The organism is Nocardioides marinisabuli, from assembly GCF_013466785.1.
Lineage (GTDB): Bacteria > Actinomycetota > Actinomycetes > Propionibacteriales > Nocardioidaceae > Nocardioides > Nocardioides marinisabuli.
The window spans coordinates 19,476-40,819 of record NZ_CP059163.1 but is presented as its reverse complement, the minus strand read 5'-3'; the positions used below and the strand labels follow the sequence as shown (position 1 = coordinate 40,819).

General features: G+C 74.1%; 19 protein-coding genes. 12 read left to right on the top strand and 7 right to left on the bottom strand.

Translation table 11 applies throughout. The features are described 5' to 3' along the window. Positions 1–20 precede the first annotated feature (20 nt). Entirely contained in the window at positions 21–1,847 is a 1,827-nt protein-coding gene (lepA, locus tag H0S66_RS00210; RefSeq protein ID WP_179617577.1) for a translation elongation factor 4, read from the top strand. A 40-nt stretch (positions 1,848–1,887) separates the two neighbouring features. On the opposite strand, the gene H0S66_RS19985 is transcribed toward lepA, so the two are convergent. After that, positions 1,888–3,528 carry a purple acid phosphatase family protein gene (locus tag H0S66_RS19985; protein WP_218876389.1) on the bottom strand — a complete coding sequence of 547 codons (1,641 nt, stop codon included), beginning with the start codon at positions 3,526–3,528 and terminating at the stop codon, positions 1,888–1,890. A 129-nt stretch (positions 3,529–3,657) separates the two neighbouring features. Here H0S66_RS19985 and H0S66_RS00200 point away from each other — a divergent pair, with 129 nt between their 5' ends. Beyond that, on the top strand, positions 3,658–4,590 hold the full coding sequence (locus tag H0S66_RS00200; protein ID WP_179616956.1) for an aminoglycoside phosphotransferase family protein: 933 nt from the start codon (positions 3,658–3,660) through the stop codon (positions 4,588–4,590). Positions 4,591–4,710: 120 nt separating this feature from the next. Then, on the top strand, positions 4,711–5,511 hold the full coding sequence (locus H0S66_RS00195) for a hypothetical protein (protein WP_179616955.1): 801 nt from the start codon (positions 4,711–4,713) through the stop codon (positions 5,509–5,511). A 43-nt stretch (positions 5,512–5,554) separates the two neighbouring features. On the opposite strand, the gene H0S66_RS00190 is transcribed toward H0S66_RS00195, so the two are convergent. After that, on the bottom strand, positions 5,555–6,283 hold the full coding sequence (locus tag H0S66_RS00190) for a hypothetical protein (protein ID WP_179616954.1): 729 nt from the start codon (positions 6,281–6,283) through the stop codon (positions 5,555–5,557). 163 nt (positions 6,284–6,446) lie between these two features. Between H0S66_RS00190 and H0S66_RS00185 the strand changes: the two genes are divergently transcribed. The 7 genes from H0S66_RS00185 (at position 6,447) to H0S66_RS00160 (ending at position 14,092) form a co-directional block, all read left to right on the top strand. Beyond that, positions 6,447–7,907, top strand: coding sequence for an oligosaccharide flippase family protein (locus H0S66_RS00185; protein ID WP_179616953.1), 1,461 nt, complete (start codon positions 6,447–6,449; stop codon positions 7,905–7,907). Continuing rightward, positions 7,904–9,283, top strand: a complete 1,380-nt coding sequence (locus tag H0S66_RS00180) for an O-antigen ligase family protein (protein ID WP_179616952.1) — start codon at positions 7,904–7,906, stop codon at positions 9,281–9,283. The genes H0S66_RS00185 and H0S66_RS00180 overlap by 4 nt, the downstream gene beginning before the upstream one ends. A 2-nt stretch (positions 9,284–9,285) precedes the next feature. Further along, positions 9,286–10,428 (top strand): glycosyltransferase family 4 protein, encoded by a 1,143-nt coding sequence (locus H0S66_RS00175; protein WP_179616951.1) that lies wholly within the window; start codon positions 9,286–9,288, stop codon positions 10,426–10,428. Beyond that, positions 10,416–11,483 (top strand): glycosyltransferase, encoded by a 1,068-nt coding sequence (locus H0S66_RS00170; protein WP_179616950.1) that lies wholly within the window; start codon positions 10,416–10,418, stop codon positions 11,481–11,483. Before H0S66_RS00175 ends, H0S66_RS00170 begins: the two co-directional genes overlap by 13 nt. Before the next feature lie 205 nt (positions 11,484–11,688). Further along, positions 11,689–12,942 (top strand): Wzz/FepE/Etk N-terminal domain-containing protein, encoded by a 1,254-nt coding sequence (locus H0S66_RS00165; protein WP_179616949.1) that lies wholly within the window; start codon positions 11,689–11,691, stop codon positions 12,940–12,942. Further along, the gene (locus H0S66_RS20180; protein WP_258017026.1) at positions 12,930–13,397 is read left to right on the top strand and encodes a glycosyltransferase; all 468 of its coding nucleotides are present in this window, start codon (positions 12,930–12,932) and stop codon (positions 13,395–13,397) included. The genes H0S66_RS00165 and H0S66_RS20180 overlap by 13 nt, the downstream gene beginning before the upstream one ends. A 26-nt stretch (positions 13,398–13,423) precedes the next feature. Continuing rightward, positions 13,424–14,092, top strand: coding sequence for a glycosyltransferase family 4 protein (locus H0S66_RS00160; protein WP_338037225.1), 669 nt, complete (start codon positions 13,424–13,426; stop codon positions 14,090–14,092). Here H0S66_RS00160 and H0S66_RS00155 read toward each other — a convergent pair. Further along, on the bottom strand, positions 14,046–15,473 hold the full coding sequence (locus H0S66_RS00155) for a sugar transferase (protein ID WP_179616947.1): 1,428 nt from the start codon (positions 15,471–15,473) through the stop codon (positions 14,046–14,048). The two genes, H0S66_RS00160 and H0S66_RS00155, sit on opposite strands and share 47 nt — an antisense overlap. Before the next feature lie 303 nt (positions 15,474–15,776). Here H0S66_RS00155 and H0S66_RS00150 point away from each other — a divergent pair, with 303 nt between their 5' ends. Both H0S66_RS00150 and hemW read left to right on the top strand, forming a co-directional pair. Then, positions 15,777–17,597, top strand: a complete 1,821-nt coding sequence (locus H0S66_RS00150) for an AMP-dependent synthetase/ligase (RefSeq protein WP_179616946.1) — start codon at positions 15,777–15,779, stop codon at positions 17,595–17,597. 99 nt (positions 17,598–17,696) lie between these two features. Continuing rightward, positions 17,697–18,923, top strand: a complete 1,227-nt coding sequence (gene hemW, locus H0S66_RS00145) for a radical SAM family heme chaperone HemW (protein WP_179616945.1) — start codon at positions 17,697–17,699, stop codon at positions 18,921–18,923. Here hemW and H0S66_RS00140 read toward each other — a convergent pair. The 4 genes from H0S66_RS00140 to H0S66_RS00125 form a co-directional block, all read right to left on the bottom strand. Beyond that, positions 18,916–19,293: a DUF4870 domain-containing protein gene (locus tag H0S66_RS00140; RefSeq protein ID WP_179616944.1), complete on the bottom strand. Its 378-nt coding sequence runs from the start codon at positions 19,291–19,293 to the stop codon at positions 18,916–18,918. The genes hemW and H0S66_RS00140 overlap by 8 nt on opposite strands. Continuing rightward, positions 19,290–20,141 (bottom strand): DUF3097 domain-containing protein, encoded by an 852-nt coding sequence (locus tag H0S66_RS00135; protein WP_179616943.1) that lies wholly within the window; start codon positions 20,139–20,141, stop codon positions 19,290–19,292. Before H0S66_RS00135 ends, H0S66_RS00140 begins: the two co-directional genes overlap by 4 nt. A gap of 78 nt (positions 20,142–20,219) precedes the next feature. Further along, the gene (locus tag H0S66_RS00130) at positions 20,220–20,414 is read right to left on the bottom strand and encodes a hypothetical protein (RefSeq protein WP_179616942.1); all 195 of its coding nucleotides are present in this window, start codon (positions 20,412–20,414) and stop codon (positions 20,220–20,222) included. Between the two features lie 78 nt (positions 20,415–20,492). Then, a complete protein-coding gene (locus tag H0S66_RS00125) occupies positions 20,493–21,341 on the bottom strand; it encodes an MBL fold metallo-hydrolase (protein ID WP_179616941.1) in 849 nt (282 codons plus the stop codon). Positions 21,342–21,344 lie beyond the last annotated feature (3 nt).

Here is a 21,344-nt window from a genome sequence, read left to right as displayed (position 1 = left end):
CCGGGCAGACCGACCCGGCGATGCTGCGCAACTTCTGCATCATCGCCCACATCGACCACGGCAAGTCGACGCTGGCCGACCGGATGCTGCAGCTGACCGGCGTGGTCGACGCGCGGGCCGCGCGGGCGCAGTACCTGGACCGGATGGACATCGAGCGCGAGCGCGGCATCACGATCAAGAGCCAGGCCGTGCGGATGCCGTGGGGCGTCGAGGAGGGCAACGACGAGGGCGCCGAGGCCGGCACCTACGTGCTCAACATGATCGACACCCCCGGGCACGTCGACTTCACCTACGAGGTCTCGCGCTCGCTGGAGGCCTGCGAGACCGCCGTGCTGCTGGTCGACGCCGCGCAGGGCATCGAGGCCCAGACGCTGGCGAACCTCTACCTGGCGATGGGCGCCGACCTGCACATCATCCCGGTGCTCAACAAGATCGACCTGCCCAGCGCCAACCCCGACAAGTACGCCGCCGAGCTGGCCGGCCTCGTCGGCTGCGAGCCCGAGGACGTGCTGCGGGTCAGCGCCAAGACGGGCCTGGGCGTCGAGGCGCTGCTGAACGAGATCGTCAAGCAGACCCCGCCGCCGGTCGGCGCCGCCGACAAGCCGGCCCGTGCGCTGATCTTCGACTCGGTCTACGACACCTACCGCGGCGTCATCACCTACGTCCGCGTCGTCGACGGCAAGCTCAACCACCGCGACCGCATCAAGATGATGTCGACCGGCGCGACCCACGAGATGCTCGAGGTGGGCGTGATCAGCCCCGAGCAGGTCAAGGCCGGCGAGCTCGGCGTGGGCGAGGTCGGCTACCTGATCACCGGCGTGAAGGACGTGCGCCAGTCGCGGGTGGGTGACACCGTCACCACGCTGCACCACGGCGCCACCGAGGCGCTGGGCGGCTACAAGCACCCCAACCCGATGGTCTACGCCGGGCTGTACCCGATCGACGGCGACCAGTTCGGCGACCTGCGCGAGGCGCTGGAGAAGCTGCAGCTCAACGACGCGGCGCTGACCTTCGAGCCGGAGACCTCCGGCGCGCTGGGCTTCGGGTTCCGCATCGGCTTCCTGGGCCTGCTGCACATGGAGATCACCCGCGACCGCCTCGAGCGCGAGTTCGACCTCGACCTGATCTCCACGGCCCCCAACGTCGTGTACGACGTGGTGATGGAGGACGGCTCGGAGTCGGAGGTGACCAACCCCAGCGAGTTCCCCGAGGGCAAGATCGCCGAGGTCCGCGAGCCGGTCGTCAAGGCCACGATCCTCAGCCCCAGCGACCACATCGGCGCGATCATGGAGCTGTGCCAGACCAAGCGCGGCACCCTGCAGGGGATGGACTACCTCTCCGAGGACCGCGTCGAGATGCGCTACACGCTGCCGATGGGCGAGATCGTCTTCGACTTCTTCGACCAGCTGAAGTCGAAGACCAAGGGCTACGCCTCGCTCGACTACGAGCGCTCGGGCGAGCAGGCCGCCGACCTGGTCAAGGTCGACATCCTGCTGCAGGGCGAGCCGGTCGACGCCTTCTCGGCGATCGTGCACCGCGACAGCGCCTACTCCTACGGCGTGATGATGGCCGGCAAGCTCAAGGACCTGATCCCGCGCCAGCAGTTCGAGGTGCCGATCCAGGCCGCGATCGGCGCCCGGGTGATCGCCCGCGAGAACATCCGCGCCATCCGCAAGGACGTCCTGGCCAAGTGCTACGGCGGCGACATCAGCCGCAAGCGCAAGCTGCTGGAGAAGCAGAAGGAGGGCAAGAAGCGGATGAAGATGGTCGGCCGCGTCGAGGTCCCCCAGGAGGCGTTCGTCGCCGCGCTCTCCAACGCCCCGGCCCCCGAGAAGCCCAAGAAGTAGCCCCCGGGCCGGCCGGTCCCTCCGGCCGGCCCCGACGGCCTCAGCGCAGGTCGCGCAGCACCCGGCGCACGGCGTCGCGGCGGCGTCCGCGCAGCTCGGCCACCTCGTCGTCGCCCGACCCGCGGGTCCAGGTGGTGGCGGGGGCGGCGCTCGAGGCGGCGCCGAGCGCCAGGGCGGCCACCCCGCCGCGCGTCTCGTGCAGCGGCCCCACCGGGTCCTCCGAGGGCAGCACCACGGCCTCGCGGGAGCCCTCCCGGCCCTTGCCCAGGCGCCGCTCGATGACGATCCCCTCCTCGATCGGGGCCCCGCCGCGGGTGGCGGAGTACTCGCCGATGACCAGCCGCTTGGTGCCGCGCCCGGTGTCGGGGACGACCTCCACCTTCACGGTGCCGACCTCCATGGCCTGGATGGCGGCGGTGAACGAGCCGCCGCCGGTCATCCCCTCGCCCCGCTGCACGCCACCGCCGTTGCCGGAGACGATGTACATCGTGCCCACCTCCGAGGTGTAGTGGCCGTCCTCGCCGGTCTCGACGACCTTGGCGCGCCGCATGAGGTGGGTGCGCTCGTAGTGGTGGTCGTGACCCTGGACGACCAGGTCGACGCCGTACTTGGCGAACAGCTTGAACCACGCCCGGCGCACGCCCGGGTCGCTGCCGTGCAGGCCCGAGGAGAACGCGGCCTGGTGCATCAGCACCACGATGAAGTCGACGTCGGGGTCGGCGGCGGCCTTCTTCAGCTGCTGGCGCACCCAGCGCTTCTGCCGGCCCTCGGAGTAGCCGATGTTGGCGGTCACCTCGGTGTTGACGTCGTTGTTGTCGATCGAGATGAACTCCACCGAGCCGTAGCGGAAGCGGTACCAGCAGCCCTCCCAGTCCTTGTCGTGGTTGCGGGGCAGCGCGAAGCGGTGCCGGTAGGCGTCGTAGCCCAGCGGTCCCCACGAGTCGTCGTCACCACCGAGCAGCGAGAAGCCGCCGATGCCACCGGCGATCTCGATCTCGTGGTTGCCCAGCGAGGGCATCCACGGCATCGTCCGCGCCATCTTCTCGATCCCGCGGAACCAGGCGTCCCAGACGGCCTGGTCGCCGTTGGCGTAGGAGGTGTCGCCGACGATGACGTGGAAGGCGGGCTGCATCGAGTAGGCCAGGTCGCGGTTCAGGGAGGCCTGGAAGGGCGGCTGCTGGTGGGTGATGGTCTGCAGGGTCGTGGGGTCGAAGTCCTGGATGTTGGTCAGGTCCGGCTCGTCGGTGCCCTGGTCGCCGAAGGCGGTGAAGGTGAAGGCCGTGCCGGGGCGGGGGCCGGTGCGCCAGGTCGCCCTGGTCGAGACGACCCTGCCCTCGTGGCCCACGGCGTAGCGGTAGGCGGTGTCGGGGAGCATCCGCGAGACGCGGGCGTGGTGGAAGTAGCCGGGGTACCCGGCGTACTGCACGGTCTCGGCGCCGACGCGCTCCCCGCCGATCTGCACGAACGGGCGGCGCACCGGGCCGGGTGTCATCCACGAGAAGGCCGCCTGGCGGGAGGCGTCGTGGCCGAAGGTCGCGTGGATCTGCTCGACGGGCGTCGCGGCGGAGTAGCCGGGCTGCTGCCACAGGAAGGGGCCGGCCCCCGCGGCGATGCCGACCGCCGCGGAGCGCTGGACGAACTGGCGACGGGAGACGAACGGGCGGTGCGGACCGTGACCCACGGGGTGTCCTCTCGGGAGCGGAGCGCCACGGTGGCACCCCTCGGGCCGTCCAACGGGCCGCAGCACGCCGGGTGACGGTCGTCGAGGTGACCGGGGGATGAACGCTCGGTGGTGCGTAGGCTCGCCGTGATGACCTGGCCGCACCCCCTCCCCGAGCCGGTGCTCGCGTTCGCCGACCGCGGCCCCGCCTGGGCGGCGTACGTCGACGCGCTGCCGGGGCTGCTGGGCGACCTGCTGGGGGAGTGGTCGCTCGAGGCGGCCGGCGAGACCTGGTGGGGCCACACCGCGGTGGTGCTCCCGGTGCGCGACGCCGACGGGTCGCCGGCGGTGCTCAAGGTCGCCTTCCCCGACGACGAGACCGAGCACGAGGCGCTGGCCCTGCAGCGCTGGGGTGGTCACGGGGCGGTGCGGCTCCAGCGCGCGGACCCGCGGCGCCGGGCGCTGCTGCTGGAGCGCCTCGAGCGCACCGACCTCGCCGACCTGTGGGACGTGCAGGCCTGCGAGGAGGTGGGTGCGCTCTACGGGCGGCTGCACGTGCCTGCCCCGCCCCGGCTGCGCCGGCTCACCGACCACGTCGGCCGCTACGTCGAGCCGTTGCGGGCGCTGCCGCCCGCCGCGCCGCTGCCGCGCCGGATGGTCGAGCAGTGCCTCTCCCTGATCGGCGACCTGGCCGGGGACGAGCGCAGTGACGGGGTGCTGGTGCACGGCGACCTGCACTACGCCAACGTCCTGGCCGCGGGCCCGGACCACCACACCGACTGGGTGGCCATCGACCCCAAGCCGCTGAGCGGCGACCCGCACTGGGAGCCGGCCCCGCTGCTGTGGAACCGGTGGGAGGAGCTTGCGGGCGACGTGCGGGGCGGGATCCGCCGCCGCTTCCACGCCATCGTCGACGCCGCCGGCCTCGACGAGGACCGTGCGGTCGCCTGGACCGTCGTGCGCCAGGTGCTCGCGGTGCTGTGGGTGGTGCAGGCCGCCGTCGAGCGCGGCTCGGCGCTCGACGCGGCCGACCGGGCGGTGGTCACCCGGATGCTCAGCGTGGCCAAGGCGGTGCAGGAGTGACGCCGGGCAGGACCCCGGCCGGACAAGAGGTCGGTGAACAGGTGTGACTGCGCCCGCGGCGGGTACGCTCGTCTCGACCGTCGAGTCCGCCACCGGGCGGACTCTCAGCTAGGGGGGCCAGTGACGGACACGAACCAGGACGCGCCCGCAGGTGCGCAGCACGGCGACTCGCAGGCCGGTGAGCAGACCTCACGGCTGCGCGCCGAGCTGACGGCCCGACGTGAGGCCTCCGAGATCGTCGCCGAGGCGAACCGGATGAGCGAGCAGGCGGCGGCCGAGGCCGAGTCGATGGTCGCCGAGGCCGAGGCGCTGGCCGCCTCGCTCGTCGAGGACGCGCGCCGGAGCGCCGAGGCGACGCTCGCGGCGGCCCGCGCCGAGGCCGAGCAGCTGCGCAGCGGCCTCGACGAGGAGCGTCGACGCGGCCGCGAGGAGGTGGCCGCGGAGGTGCGTGCGGAGACCGCCGAGCTGCGGGAGCGGGTCGAGCGGCTGCTCGGCGACATCGGTGGGAGCCTGGGCGACCTGGGTTCGCTGCTGTCGGGGGCCCGGTCCACCGTCGAGCAGGTCCAGCGCACCGCCGAGGGCCTGACGCTGGCCGGGTCCGAGCTCGACGAGGCCACCGCGCCCGCTGTCCCGGTGGCCGTCGAGCCCGAGCGGGCGCCGGCGCCGGAGCCCGAGGTCGAGCCGGAGCCCGAGCCGGTCGCGTCGGAGCCCGAGCCGGTCGCGTCGGAGCCCGCGGAGGACCGCGAGCCGGTCGTCGAGCAGCGCGACTCGCTCTACGCCGTCACGGCGCTGCACGGCTCGGTGGAGCGTGACCGCGAGCCGGAGCCGAGCGTCGAGGGGGAGCGGAGCACGACCCCCGACGACCTCGAGGAGGCGCCGAGCGACCCGCGGCCGCTGGGCTGGCTCTTCCGCGGCCACTGAGCGGCACCGGGCGGCCACCGGGCGGCCACTGAGCGGCTGGCCGTCAGGAGCAGTCGGGCTGGGGACCGCTGTCGAGCCGGTCGACGGTGACGGTGTCGACGGCGGTGCCGACCGGCACCCGCTGGAAGAGCTCCATGCGGATGCGCCGGACCTCGCCGGCCTCGAAGCAGCTCCAGCGACCGGTGACCACCGCGATCAGCCGGCCCGAGCGTCCGCGCAGCACGGCCTGGACCAGCGCCCGGGGCACGTCCTGCTCACCGGTCTCGACGCGGGCGGTGACCACCGTGCGGTCGGGACCCAGCACCGTGTCCTGCGGGAGCGCCGAGGCGACCGGCTCGGCGGCGGGGTCGCCGGCCTGGGCCCACGAGATCTGGCTGAAGGAGAGGTCGACCTCGTCGATCCGCTCGGCGTCCTCGCCGATGGCGAAGTAGAGCCCGAACTCCTCGTCGGGCTCGAGGTCGAGCACGGTGCAGCAGACGCTCTCCCCGGCCATCGAGTCGGTGTCCCACACCCCGACGAGCACGCCGTCCTCGTCGACGCCCCGCAGGGCGACGGACGCGGTGCGCAGCACGCGCACGTCGTCGTTGCGCACCACCACCGAGACGAGCCCGTCGTTGACCGCCCACTCGGCGGTCTCGAGCACGGGCGGCACCTCGACGGGGGCCTCGCCGGCCCGGGTGGACCCGTCGACCTGGGCCCGGATGGTGCTGCACCCCGAGCTCAGCAGACCGGTCAGCACGAGAGCAACGGCTCCCACGACGAGCTGGCGCACACGATCCCCCTGTCCCGGACGAGACGCGCCGTCCAGGTCACGGCGCCGCCTGGCGAGAGTATGACCGTACATGTGTAGTCCGAAACTCTGTGGGTAACGTAAGCAGGATGCCGCGGGGTGATCCCGCTGCGCGACGACGACCGGGGGGTGTCAGGTGACAGTGGTGCGTGCGCACCCCGACGCCGCTCGTAGCACCGCTCGCGGCGCGCTGTGGCTGGCCACCAACGGCATCGTGGTCAAGGGCGCCCACACGGTCGTGCTCCTCGCCCTCGCGGCCGCCCTGACACCCTCGGCCCTGGGCCTGGTGGCCCTGGGCACCCTGGTGGCCACCGTGGCGGCGATCCTCGGCGGCCTCGGCACCGCCAGCGCGCTGGTGCACCTGCCGGGCAGCGCCGCCGACGCCCAGCGGGCCGCACGCACCGCGCTCACCCTGGGCCTGGTCACCAGCACCCTCCTCGCGGCGGGCCTGTGGGTGGCGGCGCCGAGCCTCGCCTCCGCCCTGCGCGCCGAGGCCGGTGGAGCCGCGGTGATCCGCGGCCTGACCGTGGTGCTGCCCTGCCTGGCCGTCGCCGCGGTGACCACCGAGCTGCTGCGCCGGCGGCTGGCCTTCGCGCGCCGCATCGTGCCCGACACCGTCTCGGCGGTGGTCGGCGCGGTCGTCGCGGTGCTGCTCGTCGCCCAGGGCGTCGGGGTGATGGCGCTGGTCGCCGGTCAGGTCGTGCAGGCCCTGCTGATGATGGTGCTGGTCTGGGCCGTGCACCCGCCCGTGCTCCCCGGCTGGGACCGCGCCGACGCCCGGGCCCTGGTCTCGTTCGGGCTGCCGTTCTCCGGGGCCCACCTGCTCGAGGTCGTGCAGCTCAACCTCGACTACCTGCTCGTGGCGCGGGTCCTCGGGGCGCTCGCGCTGGGGCACTACTCGCTGTCCTACCGGGTCGCCAACATGCCCTACCTGATGGTGGCGGTCGTGGTGACCGGGGCCGCCTTCCCCTACCTGTGCCGCGCCCAGGGCCCGCTGCGCGCCCGGGGCGTCGAGGTCGCGCTCGCCGTGACCGTGTCGCTGATGCTGCCCGCCTGCGTGCTGCTGGCCCTGGTGGCCGACGACCTGGTGCTGCTGGGCCCCGAGTGGGCCCCCGCCGCGCCCGTGCTGGTCCTGCTGGCCGGCTACGCGCTGCTGCTCGCGGTGCTGCAGGTCGGCCTCACCGTCCTCAACGCGGCCGGACGCCCCGGGCACGCCCTGGGGGTGCGGCTGCTGCACCTGCTCGTGCTCGCGCTGGTGCTGCTGGCCGTGGTCGAGGCAGGCATCGCCGCCGTCGCCCTGGGCCAGGTCGTGGCCGTCGCCGCCGTGGGCGTGCCCGCGCTGTGGCTGGCGCGGCGCTCGGTGCCGGGCACCTCCGCGGCCCGCCTCCTCGCCGACGTGCGCCCGGCCCTGGTCGCCACCGCCGCGATGGCGCTGGCGGTGGTGGCGCTGCGGTCGCTCGGGCTCGGCGCCGCCGCCGGGGTCTGGGCCGTCGCCCTCCTCGCCGTCGCCGCCGTCGGCGTCTTCCTCGTCGTGCTGCGCACGGTGGGCCCGCAGACGTGGCGCTCGGCACGCGCCCTGCTGAGCCGTCCGGAGGTGCTGGCATGAGCGGCACCGTCCCGCCGACCACGGGCCACGACCCGGCCGGGCCGGGCTCGCCCGCCGCCCCCGCCTCGGCGCCCGAGCGCGGCGCCGCCCGCCAGCCGTGGCTGGTCGTCGGGCCGGCCCTGCTGGCGGTGCTGGGCGGCGTGGCCGTGGGCATGGCCCCGGCGCTCGCCGGCCCGGTCCTGGTCGGCCTCCTCGCGCTGGTGGTGATGCTGACCCGGCTCGAGGTCGCGCTGGGCCTGGTGGTGGCGGCCTCCGTCTTCGAGGACTACCTCGCCGCCCTCGACCCCCGGGCCCTCAAGGTGCTGGGTGCGCTGGCCATCGGCTCGTGGCTCGTACGCCGTGCGCGCGGGCGCCTGCACCGAGGGCCGAGGACCAAGGTCCTGGGGGCGGCGGCGGTCCTCGCGGTGGCGCTGCTCGCCTCCACCCTTGTCAACGGCGCCCCCGACGGCGGGACGACACTGCTGCGCTGGGGCGGCTTCCTGGCCCTGCTGCTGGTGCTGGTCGACACCATGCGGGCCGGTCGTCTGGCCCCGGCGAGCCTGGCCCGGGTCTACGTCGGCGCCTCGGCGCTCGCCGCGGCGGCCGGCATCGTCTCCTACACACTCGGCCTCGACCGGCGGGTGGGTGGCCCGATCGGCGACCCCAACGACTTCGCGTTCTTCCTGCTCGCCGCGCTGCCGCTCTCCCTGGCCGTGCGCCGCCCCGGCTGGCGTCCGGGCGTCTGGGACGTCGCCACGGTGCTGATCGCGCTCGCCCTGCTCGGCACCTTCTCCCGCGGCGCGCTGATCGGCCTGGTGGTGATGCTGCTGGTGGCGGTCCTGCTCCGCCAGGTCAGCCTGCAGCAGCTGACCGGTGCGCTGGGCGCCCTGCTGGTGCTGGCCGCCCTCGTGGTCGCGCTCTTCCCCGACCTGGTCACCGAGAGCCTCACCGCCAAGGACGCGGTGGCCGACCAGAACGTCGCCGAGCGGCTGCAGCTGTGGGAGGCCGCGGGGGAGATGGTGCTCGACGCCCCGGTGCTGGGGCAGGGGCCGGGAGCCTTCGGGGTCGAGCACCAGCGCTGGCTCGAGGAGCTGCCCGTGAGCGCGACCAGCGACCTCGACGTGGCCCACCAGACCTACCTCGAGGTCGCCGCCGAGGTCGGCCTCGTCGGCCTGGCCGCCTTCGTGGCGATGCTGGCGGCCGGGGTGCGGGGCGCCTGGCGCGCCTGGCGCCGCGACGGCTCGGCGCTGGCCTCGGCGGTGCTCGCCTCGCTGGTCGCGACGACGACCGCGGCGTGCTTCCTCAGCGAGCAGTTCTTCCTGCCGCTGTGGCTGCTGGTCGCCCTCGGTGCGGTGCTCCTGGTCGACGAGCCCGACGAGCCGGACCCGGAGGACTGAGGGTGGCGGGGACCCGCCCCGCACCGCGGGTGGTGCAGGTGCTGACCCAGGAGCACGGCGGGCCGGTCGACCACGCGGTCGACGTGGCCGTCGGGCTCGCCGCCCGCGGCGTCGACTCCCACGTCGTGGGCCCGCCCGGCCCGGGCACCGCGCGGGCCGAGGGCGCCGGGGTGGTCTGGCACCGCGTCGCAGCCGCCTCGAAGCTCGACCTGCGCGGCCTGGTGCGCCTGGCGCGCCGCCTGCGCGCGCTGCGCCCCGACGTGCTGCACCTGCAGGACCGGCGCGCCGGCTGGGTGGGCCGGGCCCTGGCGCCGGCCCTGCCCGGCACCCGCGTCGTCTACACCCTGCACGGGGTGCCCGACTCCCTCAGCGACCTGGTGCGGGGCAACCTGCGCGTGGCCCCCCGCCGGCGCCGCGACCGGCTCTACTACCTGCACGGCGAGCGCTGGAGCACCCGCTGGAGCCGGGCCGTCGTGGTCTCGCCCAGCGCCGCGGTGGCGGCGTACGCCGTCGAGCACGTGGGGCTCGACCCCGACCGGGTGCGCGTGGTGCCCAACGGCGTCGACCCGGCCCGGTTCGCGCCGGCGCCGACCCTCAGGGAGCGCCCCGACGGGCTGGTGGTGGCCTGGATGGGGTCCCTGGAGCCGGTCAAGGGGCTCGACGTGCTGGTCGAGGCGCTGGCCGGGGTCGAGGGGGTCCGGGTGCTGCTCGCCGGCGACGGGCCCTCGCGCGGGCTGCTGGCCGAGCGGCTGCGCCACGGCGCCCTGGCGGACCGGGTCGAGGTGCTGGGCCGGGTCGAGGCCCCCGAGCAGGTGCTGGCCCGGGCCGACGCACTGGTGATGACGTCGCTGGCCGAGAGCTGCCCCCTGGTGCTGCTGCAGGCGCTGTCGAGCGGGCTGCCGGTCGTCGCGACCACCGTGGGCGGGGTGGTCGAGGTCGTGCGCCACGGCCGCGAGGGGCTGCTGGTCGCGCCGGGCCGGCCCGCCGCCGTGACCGCGGCGCTGGCCGTGCTGCGCGACGACCCGGGCCGACGGGCCGCGATGGGCGCGGCGGCGCGCGAGCGGGTGCTCACGGCGTACACCCTCGAGCACTGCCTCGACGGGCTCGAGGCGGTCTACGCGGGGGAGGCGCCGTGCGCCTGCTGATGTCGATCGCCGAGATGGGCTCGGGCGGTGCCGAGACCCTCGTCGCCGACCTGGCCGCCTCGCTCGTCGCCGGCGGGCACGAGGTGTGCGTGGCCAGCGACGTGGGCTGGCGGGCCCAGCAGCTGGAGGGCGCCGGCATCGACCACCTGCGCGTGCCGATGCGGGTGCCGGGCCGCCGTCGCCTGACCCTGGCCAGCGCCAAGGTCGCCTGGTGGAGCCTGCGCTCGCGCCCCGACCTGGTGCACGCCCACAACGTGCGGGCGACCCTGACCGGCCGGCTGGGCACGCTGGCGGCCGGGCGGCCGCCGGTGCTGAGCACCGTCCACGGCCTGGCCCCCGAGGACTACGCGCCCGCGGTGCGGGTGCTCGAACGCTGGTCGGACCTGGTGGTGGCGGTCTCCGACCCGGTCGCCGACGACCTGGTGCTGCGCGGGCTGCCGCCCGAGCGGGTGCGGGTGGTGCCCAACGCCGTCGCGGTGCCGCGGCTGCCGTCGCGGGCCGCGGCCCGCCTGGCCCTGGGCCTGGGCCGTGACGAGCAGGTCGCCCTGTGCGTGGCACGCCTGGTGCCGCCCAAGCGCCAGGACCTCCTGGTCGGGGCCTGGGCGGGCCGTGCGGGCGGCACCCTGCTCGTGGTCGGCGACGGCCCCGAGCGCGAGCGGCTCGACCGGCTCGTGGGGCGGCTGGGGCTGCGCGACCGCGTGCGGCTGCTGGGCAACCGCAGCGACGTCGCCACCCTCCTGGCCGCCACCGACGTGGCGGTGGTGCCCAGCGACCGTGAGGGCCTCTCGATGGCGGCGCTCGAGAGCCTGGCGGCCGGGGTTCCTCTGGTGGCCAGCGACGTCGGCGGGCTGAGCGCCTTCGCGGGCGCCGCCGAGCTGGTCGAGCCGGGCGAGGTCGACGCCCTGGCCCACGGTCTCGCGGCGGTGCTCGACGACCCGGCGTACGCCGCCGCGCTGGCCGAGCGCGGGCGTGAGCTGGTCGGGCGCCGGTTCTCGGTGGCCGCCATGCGGGCCGACTACCTGCGTCTCTACGCCGAGCTCGGCGTCCGGGCCTGACCCGCGTCACCGTGCCTGCTCTAGGGTGGCGACGAGATGCGACCCGGTGCACGTTTGGTCACTGACTCTCAGGGTAGGAGAAGGTGGCTCGGCAACAGCCGGGTTGTGGCTGGTGCCGAGCATCACAGCGGCAGATGCGGGACTTCCTGACCGACCGGTCGTTGAAGACCCGACAGCAGTTCTTCTGGGGGGAAGAGAAATGGAGATGCGTGAGCTCGGCGGTGCCCTGTGGAGGCAGCGCTGGCTGGTCCTGCTCGTGATGGTGCTCGTCGGATCGGCCGTGGCCGTCGGCGTCGTGGTCGCCCCCAAGACCTACACCGCACGCGCCGAGGTCGCAGCAGCCGCCGCGGGCGGCGCCACCGGCGACGACCTCGACTCCCTGCGCGGCACGCTGGCCGAGAACGCCAACTCCACCGACGTCGTCGAGGAGGTCCGCTCCCAGCTCGAGGTCGAGCGCTCCGTCGACGAGCTGCGCCGCGCCATCGACGCCCGGTGGGTCGAGGGCACGGTCCTCATCGAGGTCGAGGTCGACGACCGCGACCCGCAGGTCGCGGCCGACATCGCCAACCTCGTCACCGCCGCGCTGCCCCTCAACGACCCCAGCGAGGGTGCCTTCCGCTTCTCGCCGAGCGACCCGGCCCTGCCCCCGGTGACCTTCTCCAGCCCCAACCTCCTGCTGGCGATGGGCGTGGGCGGCCTGCTCGCGCTCGTGCTGGCCGCGTCCGCGGCCCTGGTGCGCGACCGCCGCACCTACACCGTCTCGAGCGCCGCCACCGTCGAGGACGTCCTCGACCTCCCGGTGCTGGCCCACATCCAGCCGCCGCGCGAGCCGGGGCTGCTGGCGATGTACGCCGGCACCCCCGACGCCGACGTCTTCCGCCGGCTGCGGGTCTCGATGGAGGTCGAGGCCAGCGGCGACCCGGCCGGGATGGTCGTGGTCACGGGCGTGACCGACGGCGACCTCAACGCCTGGCTGGCCGCCAACCTCGCGATCTCGCTGGCCGGCGTCGGGCGCCGCACGCTGCTGGTCGACGCCCGCATGGGCGCCGGCGCCAAGCGCCCCACCCAGCTCGAGCCGAGCACCGCCGGGCTCTACGAGGTGCTGCGCGGCGCGCCGCTCTCCTCGGCGCTGAACCCGGGCCCGGTCGAGGGGCTCGAGGTGCTCTCCTCGGGCCGCTGGGGCGCGGAGTCCCACGCCCGCCTGCTCGAGACCAGCTTCGCCGGCGCTGCCCGGTCGATGCGCGAGGACTTCGACGTGGTCGTGGTCATCTCCAACTCGATCACCCAGAGCGACGACGCCGCCATCATGGGCAGCCAGGGTGCGGTGCTGCTCGCGGTCACCGAGGGCGAGCTGCGCCCCCACGAGCTGACCAAGGTGCACTACCGCCTGGTGGCCTCGGGCTCACGCCTGCTGGGAGCCGTCCTCGTCGGGCGGAGCAAGGACAAGTGGGCGGCCTGAGCCGCCAGCGGGCCGGCCGGCACCCCGGCCGTCCCCGGGTCCTGCACACCTCGGTCCCCACCAGCGAGGGCACCGCGGGGGTGCTGCTGACCTACGTGCGCGACCAGGTCGAGCGCGGGTGGGGCGTGACCGTCGCGTGCCCCTCGGAGGGCTGGCTGGGCTACTCCGCGCGGGCCCTGGGCGCCGACGTCCGCTGGTTCGACGCCGCCCGCGAGCCCGGACCCTCGGTGCTCGAGGAGGTCTCCCGCTACTCCAGGCTCGTCGACGACGTCCAGCCCGACCTGGTGCACCTGCACAGCTCGAAGGCCGGTCTGGTGGGCCGCCTCGCGGTGCGCAGCCAGGTCCCCACCGTCTTCCAGCCCCACGGCTGGTCCTTCCTCGCCGGAGGGGGCCCGAAGGCGCTGCTGGCGGGGCGCTGGGAGAGCGCTTCGCCGCGCGCTGGACCGACCACCTGATCTGCGTCAGCGACGGCGAGGCCGCCGTGGGGCGCGAGCGCGGCGTGCTGGCCCCGCTGTCGGTCGTGCCCAACGGTGTCGACCTCGAGCGCTTCACGCTCACCGACGACGACGAGCGTCGCGAGGCGCGGCGGGCCCTCGGCCTGGTGGTCGACGCGCCCACCGTGGTGTGCATAGGCCGGCTCAGCGCCCAGAAGGGCCAGCAGGTGCTCCTGGAGGCGTGGCCGGCGGTGCTCAGGGCCCGACCCGACGCTCGCCTGGTGCTGGTCGGCAGCGGCCCCGACGAGGAGATGCTGCGCACACGGGCCGAGGGGCTCGACGGCGTGCAGATGGTCGGCCCGCGCAGCGACGTCCCCACCTGGCTCAGCGCCGCCGACATGGTGGTCTTCCCCTCGCAGTACGAGGGGGCGGCGCTGGCGCCGATGGAGGCGATGGCGGCCGGTCGCAGCGTGATCGCCTCCTGGATCGAGGGGATCGAGGAGAGCCTGCCCTACGAGTGCGGGGCGATGGTGCGGCCCGACCGGCCCGAGGACTTCGCCGAGGCGATCGTGCGACGCCTCACCGAGCCGGGGCTCGCCGACGCCGAGGGCGTGCGGGGCTGGCGCCACGTGCTGGCCACCCGGGACGCGGCCGAGGCCGCGCGGCGGGTCAGCCAGCTCTCGCTGAGTCTGGTGGAGTCCCGGCCTCGACGATGAGGTCCATCATCTCGTCGTCCCTGCGGGGCTCGCGCCGAGCGACCGTGCGCACGGTGCGCATCACGATCTTGACGTCGCCCCACAGCGACCAGTTGGTGATGTAGTAGTTGTCGGCTCGGGCGCGGTCGTCGATGGGGGTGTCGCCGCGCAGGTCGTTGACCTGCGCCCAGCCGGTGAGGCCGGTGCGCATGCGGTGGCGGTGCCGGTAGCCGGGGGTGTCCTCGGAGAACTGCTCCACGAAGTGCGGACGCTCCGGGCGGGGGCCCACCAGGCTCATGTCGCCGCGCAGGATGTTCCACAGCTGGGGCAGCTCGTCGACGCCGGTGCGGCGGATGAAGCGGCCCACGGGGCCCAGGCGGTCGCTGGTGTCGATGTTCCAGGTCGTGTCGCCCTGCTCGCGCGAGGCGGCCATCGAGCGGAACTTCAGCAGCTCGAAGGTCCGGCCGTCGCGCCCGACGCGGGTCTGGCGGAAGATGATCGGCGAGCCGAGCTCGCGGCGCACGGCCACCGCGGTGCCGATGAGCACCGGGGCCAGGAGCACCAGGGCCAGGGCGGAGGCCGCGATGTCGAGGCTGCGCTTGACGAGCATCGAGCCGGGCCGCACGGCCCAGCGCCGCAGCCGCACCAGGCTCACGTCGCGCACCACCTCGACGCGGCGGGCGCGGTCGAGGCCCATGACCTCGTAGAAGCGCGGCACCACGAAGACCTGGTACTGCATCATCTGGCAGTGGCGCACCAGGGCGATGGTCTGGTCGTCGGTGCGCGCGCCCCAGGCGAAGACGACGTCGTTGACGCCCAGGTCGCGCATCACCCGCGGCAGCGAGCGCAGGTCGCCGAGCAGCGGGGCGGGCAGGCGGCGCGGGTCGACGTCGTCGTCGACGAAGCCGACCGGGTGCAGCCCGGTGCTCGGGTCGGCGAGCAGCGCCCGGGCCAGGCGGGTACCGATGCCGTCGGCGCCGACGATGAGCACCCGGTGCATGAGGTGGCCGCGGCGCCGCCCGGTGCGCAGCAGCGCGTAGCCGACGGTGCGCGCGGCGACGATCACCACGGCCAGCACGGCGGTGAAGGAGGCGGCGCGGGCCAGGGCGTCGCTGCGCGGCGCGGCCGGGTCGAGGCCCAGGCCCAGGACGATCAGTCCCGCGGTCAGGGTGACCAGCAGCAGCGCCGGCAGGTCCTCGAGCACCGAGAGCACCAGACGGGACTGGTAGAGGCCGAGGCTGCGGGCCACGAGCGCCAGGCCCAGGGCTGCCGTGCCCAGGGCGACCGGCCACAGGCCGCGGTCGACGAGCATCCCGGTGGCCAGCACGGCGACCAGGTCGGAGACGACGAGCAGCGGCCCGATGCCGGACAGACCGCTGCGTGCGTGGATGGACTGCTGCACGAACTACTACCCCCCAAGGCAGGCGACGCCGCCCCCCATGGAAGACGTCACCACTGGTCATTGTGCCCGATCGGGCAATCTCTACACCTCCTGCGTGAAATGGGGTGCTTAACCGGTGCCCGACGGGCACGGGAACGGGGCCGCGGGGCGCCCCGCGAGGGGCGCAGGTCGCGATCTGGTCACGACCTCGGTGGGGTTGCTACGCGCGAGTACGCAAAGTGATCTAGGTTACTGCCGTAGTCGATCAGCACCACGGATCAGCACCGCCCGCCCGCACCGCCCGCCAGCACAGCCAGGAGCGCCATGCCTGCCAACCACGACGCCAGCTTCGTCGACACGATGCCCGCCAACGTCGCCGTCCAGTTCTTCGACCGGGTCGCCAAGTCCTCGTCCGCCGAGGCCTTCCGCTTCCCCGTCGGCGAGACCTGGGAGTCCGTGACCTGGTCCGAGGCGGGGGACCGGGTCACCGCCCTGGCGGCCGGGCTGCTGTCCCTGGGCATCGAGACCGAGCAGCGCGTCGGCATCGCCTCGGGGACCCGCTACGAGTGGATCCTCGCCGACCTCGCCGTGATGTGCGCCGGCGCGGCGACCACCACCGTGTACCCCAGCACCAACAGCGAGGACACCGCTTACATCCTCAGCGACTCCGGCTCGCGGATCGTCTTCGCCGAGGACGACGAGCAGCTGGAGAAGCTGCGCTCGCACCGCGACGAGCTGCCCGAGGTGATCAAGGTCGTCACCTTCGACGGCACCACCGACGGTGACTGGGTCATCGGCATGGACGACCTGGCCGAGCTGGGCCGTGCGTACCTGGCCGAGCACCCCGGCGCGGTGGAGGAGACGGCCCGCAAGATCGAGCCCGACCAGCTCGCGACCCTGATCTACACCTCCGGCACCACCGGGCGCCCCAAGGGCGTGCGCCTGGTGCACCGCTCGTGGGTCTACGAGGGCGAGGCGATCCGGGTCCAGGACCTGCTGCACGAGGACGACCTGCAGTTCCTGTGGCTGCCGATGGCCCACTCGTTCGGCAAGGTGCTGCTCTCCTCGCAGCTGGCCTGCGGCTTCGCGACCGCGATCGACGGCCGCGTCGACAAGATCATCGACAACCTGGCCGTCGTGAAGCCCACCTTCATGGGCGCGGCCCCGCGCATCTTCGAGAAGGCCTACTCGCGCATCCACATGATGCAGGCCGCCGAGGGCGGGGCGAAGGAGAAGATCTTCAACAAGGCCTTCGAGGTCGGCGCCAAGGTCGACGAGCTCAAGCGCGAGGGCAAGTCGGTGCCGCTGCCGCTGAAGCTGCAGCACGGCCTCTTCGACAAGCTGGTCTTCAGCAAGGTCCGCGACCGGTTCGGTGGCCGGGTGCGCTTCTTCATCTCCGGCTCCGCCGCCCTCAACTCCGAGATCGCCCAGTGGTTCCACAGCGCGGGCATCCTCATCCTCGAGGGCTACGGGATGACCGAGAACGCCGCCGGCGCCACCGTCGGGCACCCCGACGAGTACCACATGGGCACCGTCGGCAAGGCGCTGCCGGGCGCCGAGGTGCGCATCGGCGAGAACGACGAGGTGCAGCTGCGCGGACCGCACGTCATGCAGGGCTACCACAACCTGCCCGAGGAGAGCGCCCAGGCGTTCACCGAGGACGGCTGGCTGCGCACCGGCGACAAGGGCAGCCTCGACGCCGAGGGCTTCCTGACCATCACCGGTCGCATCAAGGACCTCTTCAAGACCTCCGGCGGCAAGTACATCGCCCCCTCGGCCATCGAGGCCAAGTTCAAGGCGCTGTGCCCCTACGTCAGCCAGTTCATGGTCTTCGGCAACGAGCGCAACTACGTCGTCGCCCTGATCACCCTCGACCCCGACGCCGTGGCGGGCTGGGCCGAGGAGAACGGGATGGCCGGCAAGGACTACACCGAGGTCGTCCGCTCCCAGCAGGTCCACGACATGATCGGCGGCTACGTCGAGCAGCTCAACGGGCGCCTGAACCGCTGGGAGACCATCAAGAAGTGGGACATCCTCGACCACGACCTGACCATCGAGTCGGGTGAGCTGACCCCCTCGATGAAGGTCAAGCGCAACGTCGTGGAGAGCAACAACAAGGAGAAGATCGCCAGCTTCTACAGCTGAGCGGCCGCACCGACGCGACGCCGGGCCCGCGCACCCCACCACGGGTGCGCGGGCCCTGCTGCGTGCGGGCCCGCGAGGAGCGTGGGGGAGGATGGGGCGGTGCCCTCCACCCCGCTCGACGGCGAACCCGTCCCCGCCGACGGCTCGCTGCCCGACGCCGCGCTCGCCGAGCTGGGGGAGCGCCCCTTCGGCCTCTACGTGCACGTGCCGTTCTGCACGGTGCGCTGCGGCTACTGCGACTTCAACACCTACACCGCCGAGGAGCTCGGCCCCGCCGGCGGCGCGCCGGGCGCGTCGCGCGCGACGTACGCGCAGGCGGCCGTGGCCGAGGTGCGCCGGGCCCGGGCGGTGCTGAGCGAGCGCGACCTGCCGGTCTCCACGATCTTCTTCGGAGGTGGCACGCCCACGCTGCTGAGCCCCGACGACCTCGGCTCGGTCGTGGCCGCGGCCGCTGAGGAGTTCGGGCTGGCCCCCGACGTCGAGATCACCACCGAGTCGAACCCCGACTCCGTCGACGCCGAGTCCCTGCAGCGGCTGCGCGAGGTCGGCATCAACCGGGTCTCCTTCGGCATGCAGTCGCAGGTGCGGCACGTGCTCGAGGTCCTCGACCGCACCCACGACCCGCGCCGGGTGCCGGCCGTGGTCGGGTGGGCCCGCGAGGCCGGCTTCGAGCAGGTCAGCCTCGACCTGATCTACGGCACCCCGGGGGAGAGCCAGGACGACTGGGCCACCTCGGTCGACGCCGCGGTGGCCTGCGCGCCCGACCACGTCTCGGCGTACTCGCTGATCGTCGAGGACGGCACCGCGCTGGCGCGCCGGGTGCGCCGCGGCGAGCTGCCGATGCCCGACGAGGACGACCTCGCCGACAAGTACGCGCTGGCCGACGAGCGGCTGGTGGCGGCCGGGCTGGGCTGGTACGAGGTGTCGAACTGGTCGAGCGGGGCCGAGACCCGCTGCCGCCACAACCTGCTCTACTGGACCGGCGGCGACTGGTGGGGCGTGGGCCCCGGCGCGCACTCGCACGTGGGCGGCGTGCGGTGGTGGAACGTCAAGCACCCGGCGGCGTACGCCGACCGGATCGGGGCCGACCGCAGCCCCGCGCAGGCCCGTGAGGTGCTCGGCGCCGAGGACCGGCGCGTGGAGCGGGTGCTGCTCGAGCTGCGGCTGCGCGAGGGGCTCGACGCCGGTGTGCTCGACGCCCACGGGCGGGCGGCGGTGCCGGGCCTGGTGGCCCGGGGGCTGCTCGTCGAGCGGGACGGGCGCGTCGCCCTGACCGAGCGGGCCCGCCTGCTCGCCGACGGCGTGGTGCGCGAGCTGCTCAGCTGACCATCCGGATGGTCAGCGGGTAGCGGTACTCGCCGCCCTCGGCCGACTTCACCGACCCGATGATGGTGAAGACCAGCCACAGCACACCGACCACCGGCAGCAGCAGGAAGCCGATGAGCACGAAGGCCAGCACGAACGACACGGCGACGTAGATGAGCATCGAGAGCTGGAAGTTCAGCGACTCCACCGCCTGGCGGCGCACGTAGGGCGAGGTCGAGCCCTTGAGCAGCAGCACGAGCAGCGGACCGAGGAAGGCCATCGCCACGAAGGCGCCGACCAGCGCCGACCAGTGCGCGGCTCCGCCCCAGGTGCGCTCGTCAGGGGTCAGGCCCGCCGGCGGGCCTGACGGTGGTGGCGGCACCTGGCTCACGGGCCCTCCTCGGTGACGAAGTCGATCAGCTCCTCGACCCTACCCAGCAGCGCGGGCTCGCAGTCGGCGAACGAGTGCACCCGGCCCAGGATCTGCTTCCAGGCCCGCGCGATGTCGGCCTGGTCGCGGTGCGGCCAGCCCAGGTGCTGGCACACGCCCTTCTTCCACTCGATGCTGCGCGGGATGGTGGGCCACTCCTGCAGCCCCAGCCGGTCGGGCTTCACGGCCTGCCAGATGTCGACGAAGGGGTGGCCGACGACGAGCACGTGCTTGCCCACCGGGGAGCGGCTGATCGCGTCGGCGATCCGGCTCTCCTTCGAGCCGCGCACGAGGTGGTCGACCAGCACACCGACCCGGCGCCCGGGGCCGGGGCCGAAGTCGCGCAGGTGGTCGGCCAGGTCGTCGACGCCGCCGAGGTACTCGACCGCGACGCCCTCGATGCGCAGGTCGTCGCCCCACACCTTCTCCACCAGCTCGGCGTCGTGGCGGCCCTCGACGAAGATCCGGCTGGCCCGCGCCACCCGTGCCTTCGCGTCGTGGACCGCGACGGACCCGGAGGCGGTGCGGGTCGGGCGGGTGGGGGCCGTGCGGGTGACCGGCGCGGTCAGGATCACCGGACGCCCGTCGAGCAGGAAGCCGGGGCCGAGCGGGAAGGTGCGGCGCCGGTTGCGGCGGTCCTCCAGCGTCACGGTGTGCAGGTCGCGGTCGACCTGCACCACCTCGCCGCAGAAGTCGGTCGTGACCTCCTCGACCACCTCACCGGGGTTGGCGGGGGCCTCGGTCGCGCGGCCCCGCTTGGGGGCGCGCCAGTCGCCGGACAGGACGTCGTGGCCGTATCGGTCGCTCACCCGCACGAGGCTAGGAGAGCGCACCGACGTCGTGCGGCGGGCGCGCCGGTGGCGGCCCGCCCGGGGGTGTCGTACGGGTCACCCGTCGGTGGGCTCCTCCATCTCCTCGGCGCGCTTGCCCTCCTCGAGGAGGTGCACGTCCTCGCCGGCCTCCAGCCCCTCGGCCAGCGGGTTGTCGTCGGAGGCGACCAGGTCCTCGGGCAGCTGGTCGTCGCCGATCGAGGAGGAGTCGGTGGGGCGCTCGGTCTCGTGGTCGGTCTCGTGCTCGCTCATGGGCGTGACGCTAGTCACGACCGGCGCCCGGGTCACCCACCCTCCGGGTCGCGCCGCGGGACGGACGTCCCGGGGTGCTCAGATCAGCGGCAGGCGCTTCTGGCTGCGGGGCAGCTGCTCGTAGCCGCGGCGCACGGCGGTCGCGAGGTGGTGGGGCTCCCAGGGCCACTCGCCGGCCGCCAGGGCCTCCTCGACGGGGACGCCGCGGCCGGCGAGGTCGCGGATCGTCTCGGCCACGATGCCGAGCTCGTTGCGCTGCACCTCGACGAAGTCGCGGTCGACGACGGCGCCGTGCCCGGGGACCACAGTGCTCGCGCCAGTGGTCAGGCCCAGCACGATGTCGAGGGAGAGCGGCCACTGCATCGGGAAGCTGTCCTCGCCGAGCCCCGGCGGGCCGGACTCCTCGACGAGGTCGCCGGCCAGCAGCACCCGGGCGTCGGGCACCAGCACGACGAGGTCACCGGCGGTGTGGGCCGGGCCCGGGTGCACGAGCTCGAGCACCCGGTCACCGAGGTCGATCACGGTCGCGGAGGAGAAGGTGCGGTCGGGCAGCACGACCTCGGTGGCCAGCACCTCCTCGCGGCGCGCGGCGTCGTCGGCGGCGTACGCCGCGGCCACCGCCTCGACGCTGGTGGCGCGCAGCTCCTCGAGCGCCGTCTCGTGGGCGTGGACCGGCACGGTCGGGTCGGCCTCGCGGAACGCGGCGTTGCCGAGGGCGTGGTCGAAGTGGGCGTGGGTGTTGACCACGGCGACGACCTCGCCGACCCCGAGCGCCCGCACCTGCTCGAGGACGCGCCGGCCGGCCGCGGCCGAGCCGTGGGTGTCGACCACGACCAGCCCCCGCTCGCCGGCGACGACGCCCACGTTGACGTCGTACCACTCGTGGCGAGCCACCCAGACCCGGTCGGCGACCTCGGAGAAGACCATGGC

Bases quoted from the DNA above. Each gene is read 5' to 3' on its own strand.
- lepA (WP_179617577.1), top strand. From the start codon at position 21: ATGCTGCGCAACTTCTGCATCATCGCCCACATCGACCACGGCAAGTCG.
- H0S66_RS00200 (WP_179616956.1), top strand. From the start codon at position 3,658: ATGACCTGGCCGCACCCCCTCCCCGAGCCGGTGCTCGCGTTCGCCGAC.
- H0S66_RS00180 (WP_179616952.1), top strand. From the start codon at position 7,904: ATGAGCGGCACCGTCCCGCCGACCACGGGCCACGACCCGGCCGGGCCG.
- H0S66_RS00165 (WP_179616949.1), top strand. From the start codon at position 11,689: ATGCGTGAGCTCGGCGGTGCCCTGTGGAGGCAGCGCTGGCTGGTCCTG.
- H0S66_RS00150 (WP_179616946.1), top strand. From the start codon at position 15,777: ATGCCTGCCAACCACGACGCCAGCTTCGTCGACACGATGCCCGCCAAC.
- H0S66_RS00130 (WP_179616942.1), bottom strand. From the start codon at position 20,414: ATGAGCGAGCACGAGACCGACCACGAGACCGAGCGCCCCACCGACTCC.
- H0S66_RS00125 (WP_179616941.1), bottom strand. From the start codon at position 21,341: ATGGTCTTCTCCGAGGTCGCCGACCGGGTCTGGGTGGCTCGCCACGAG.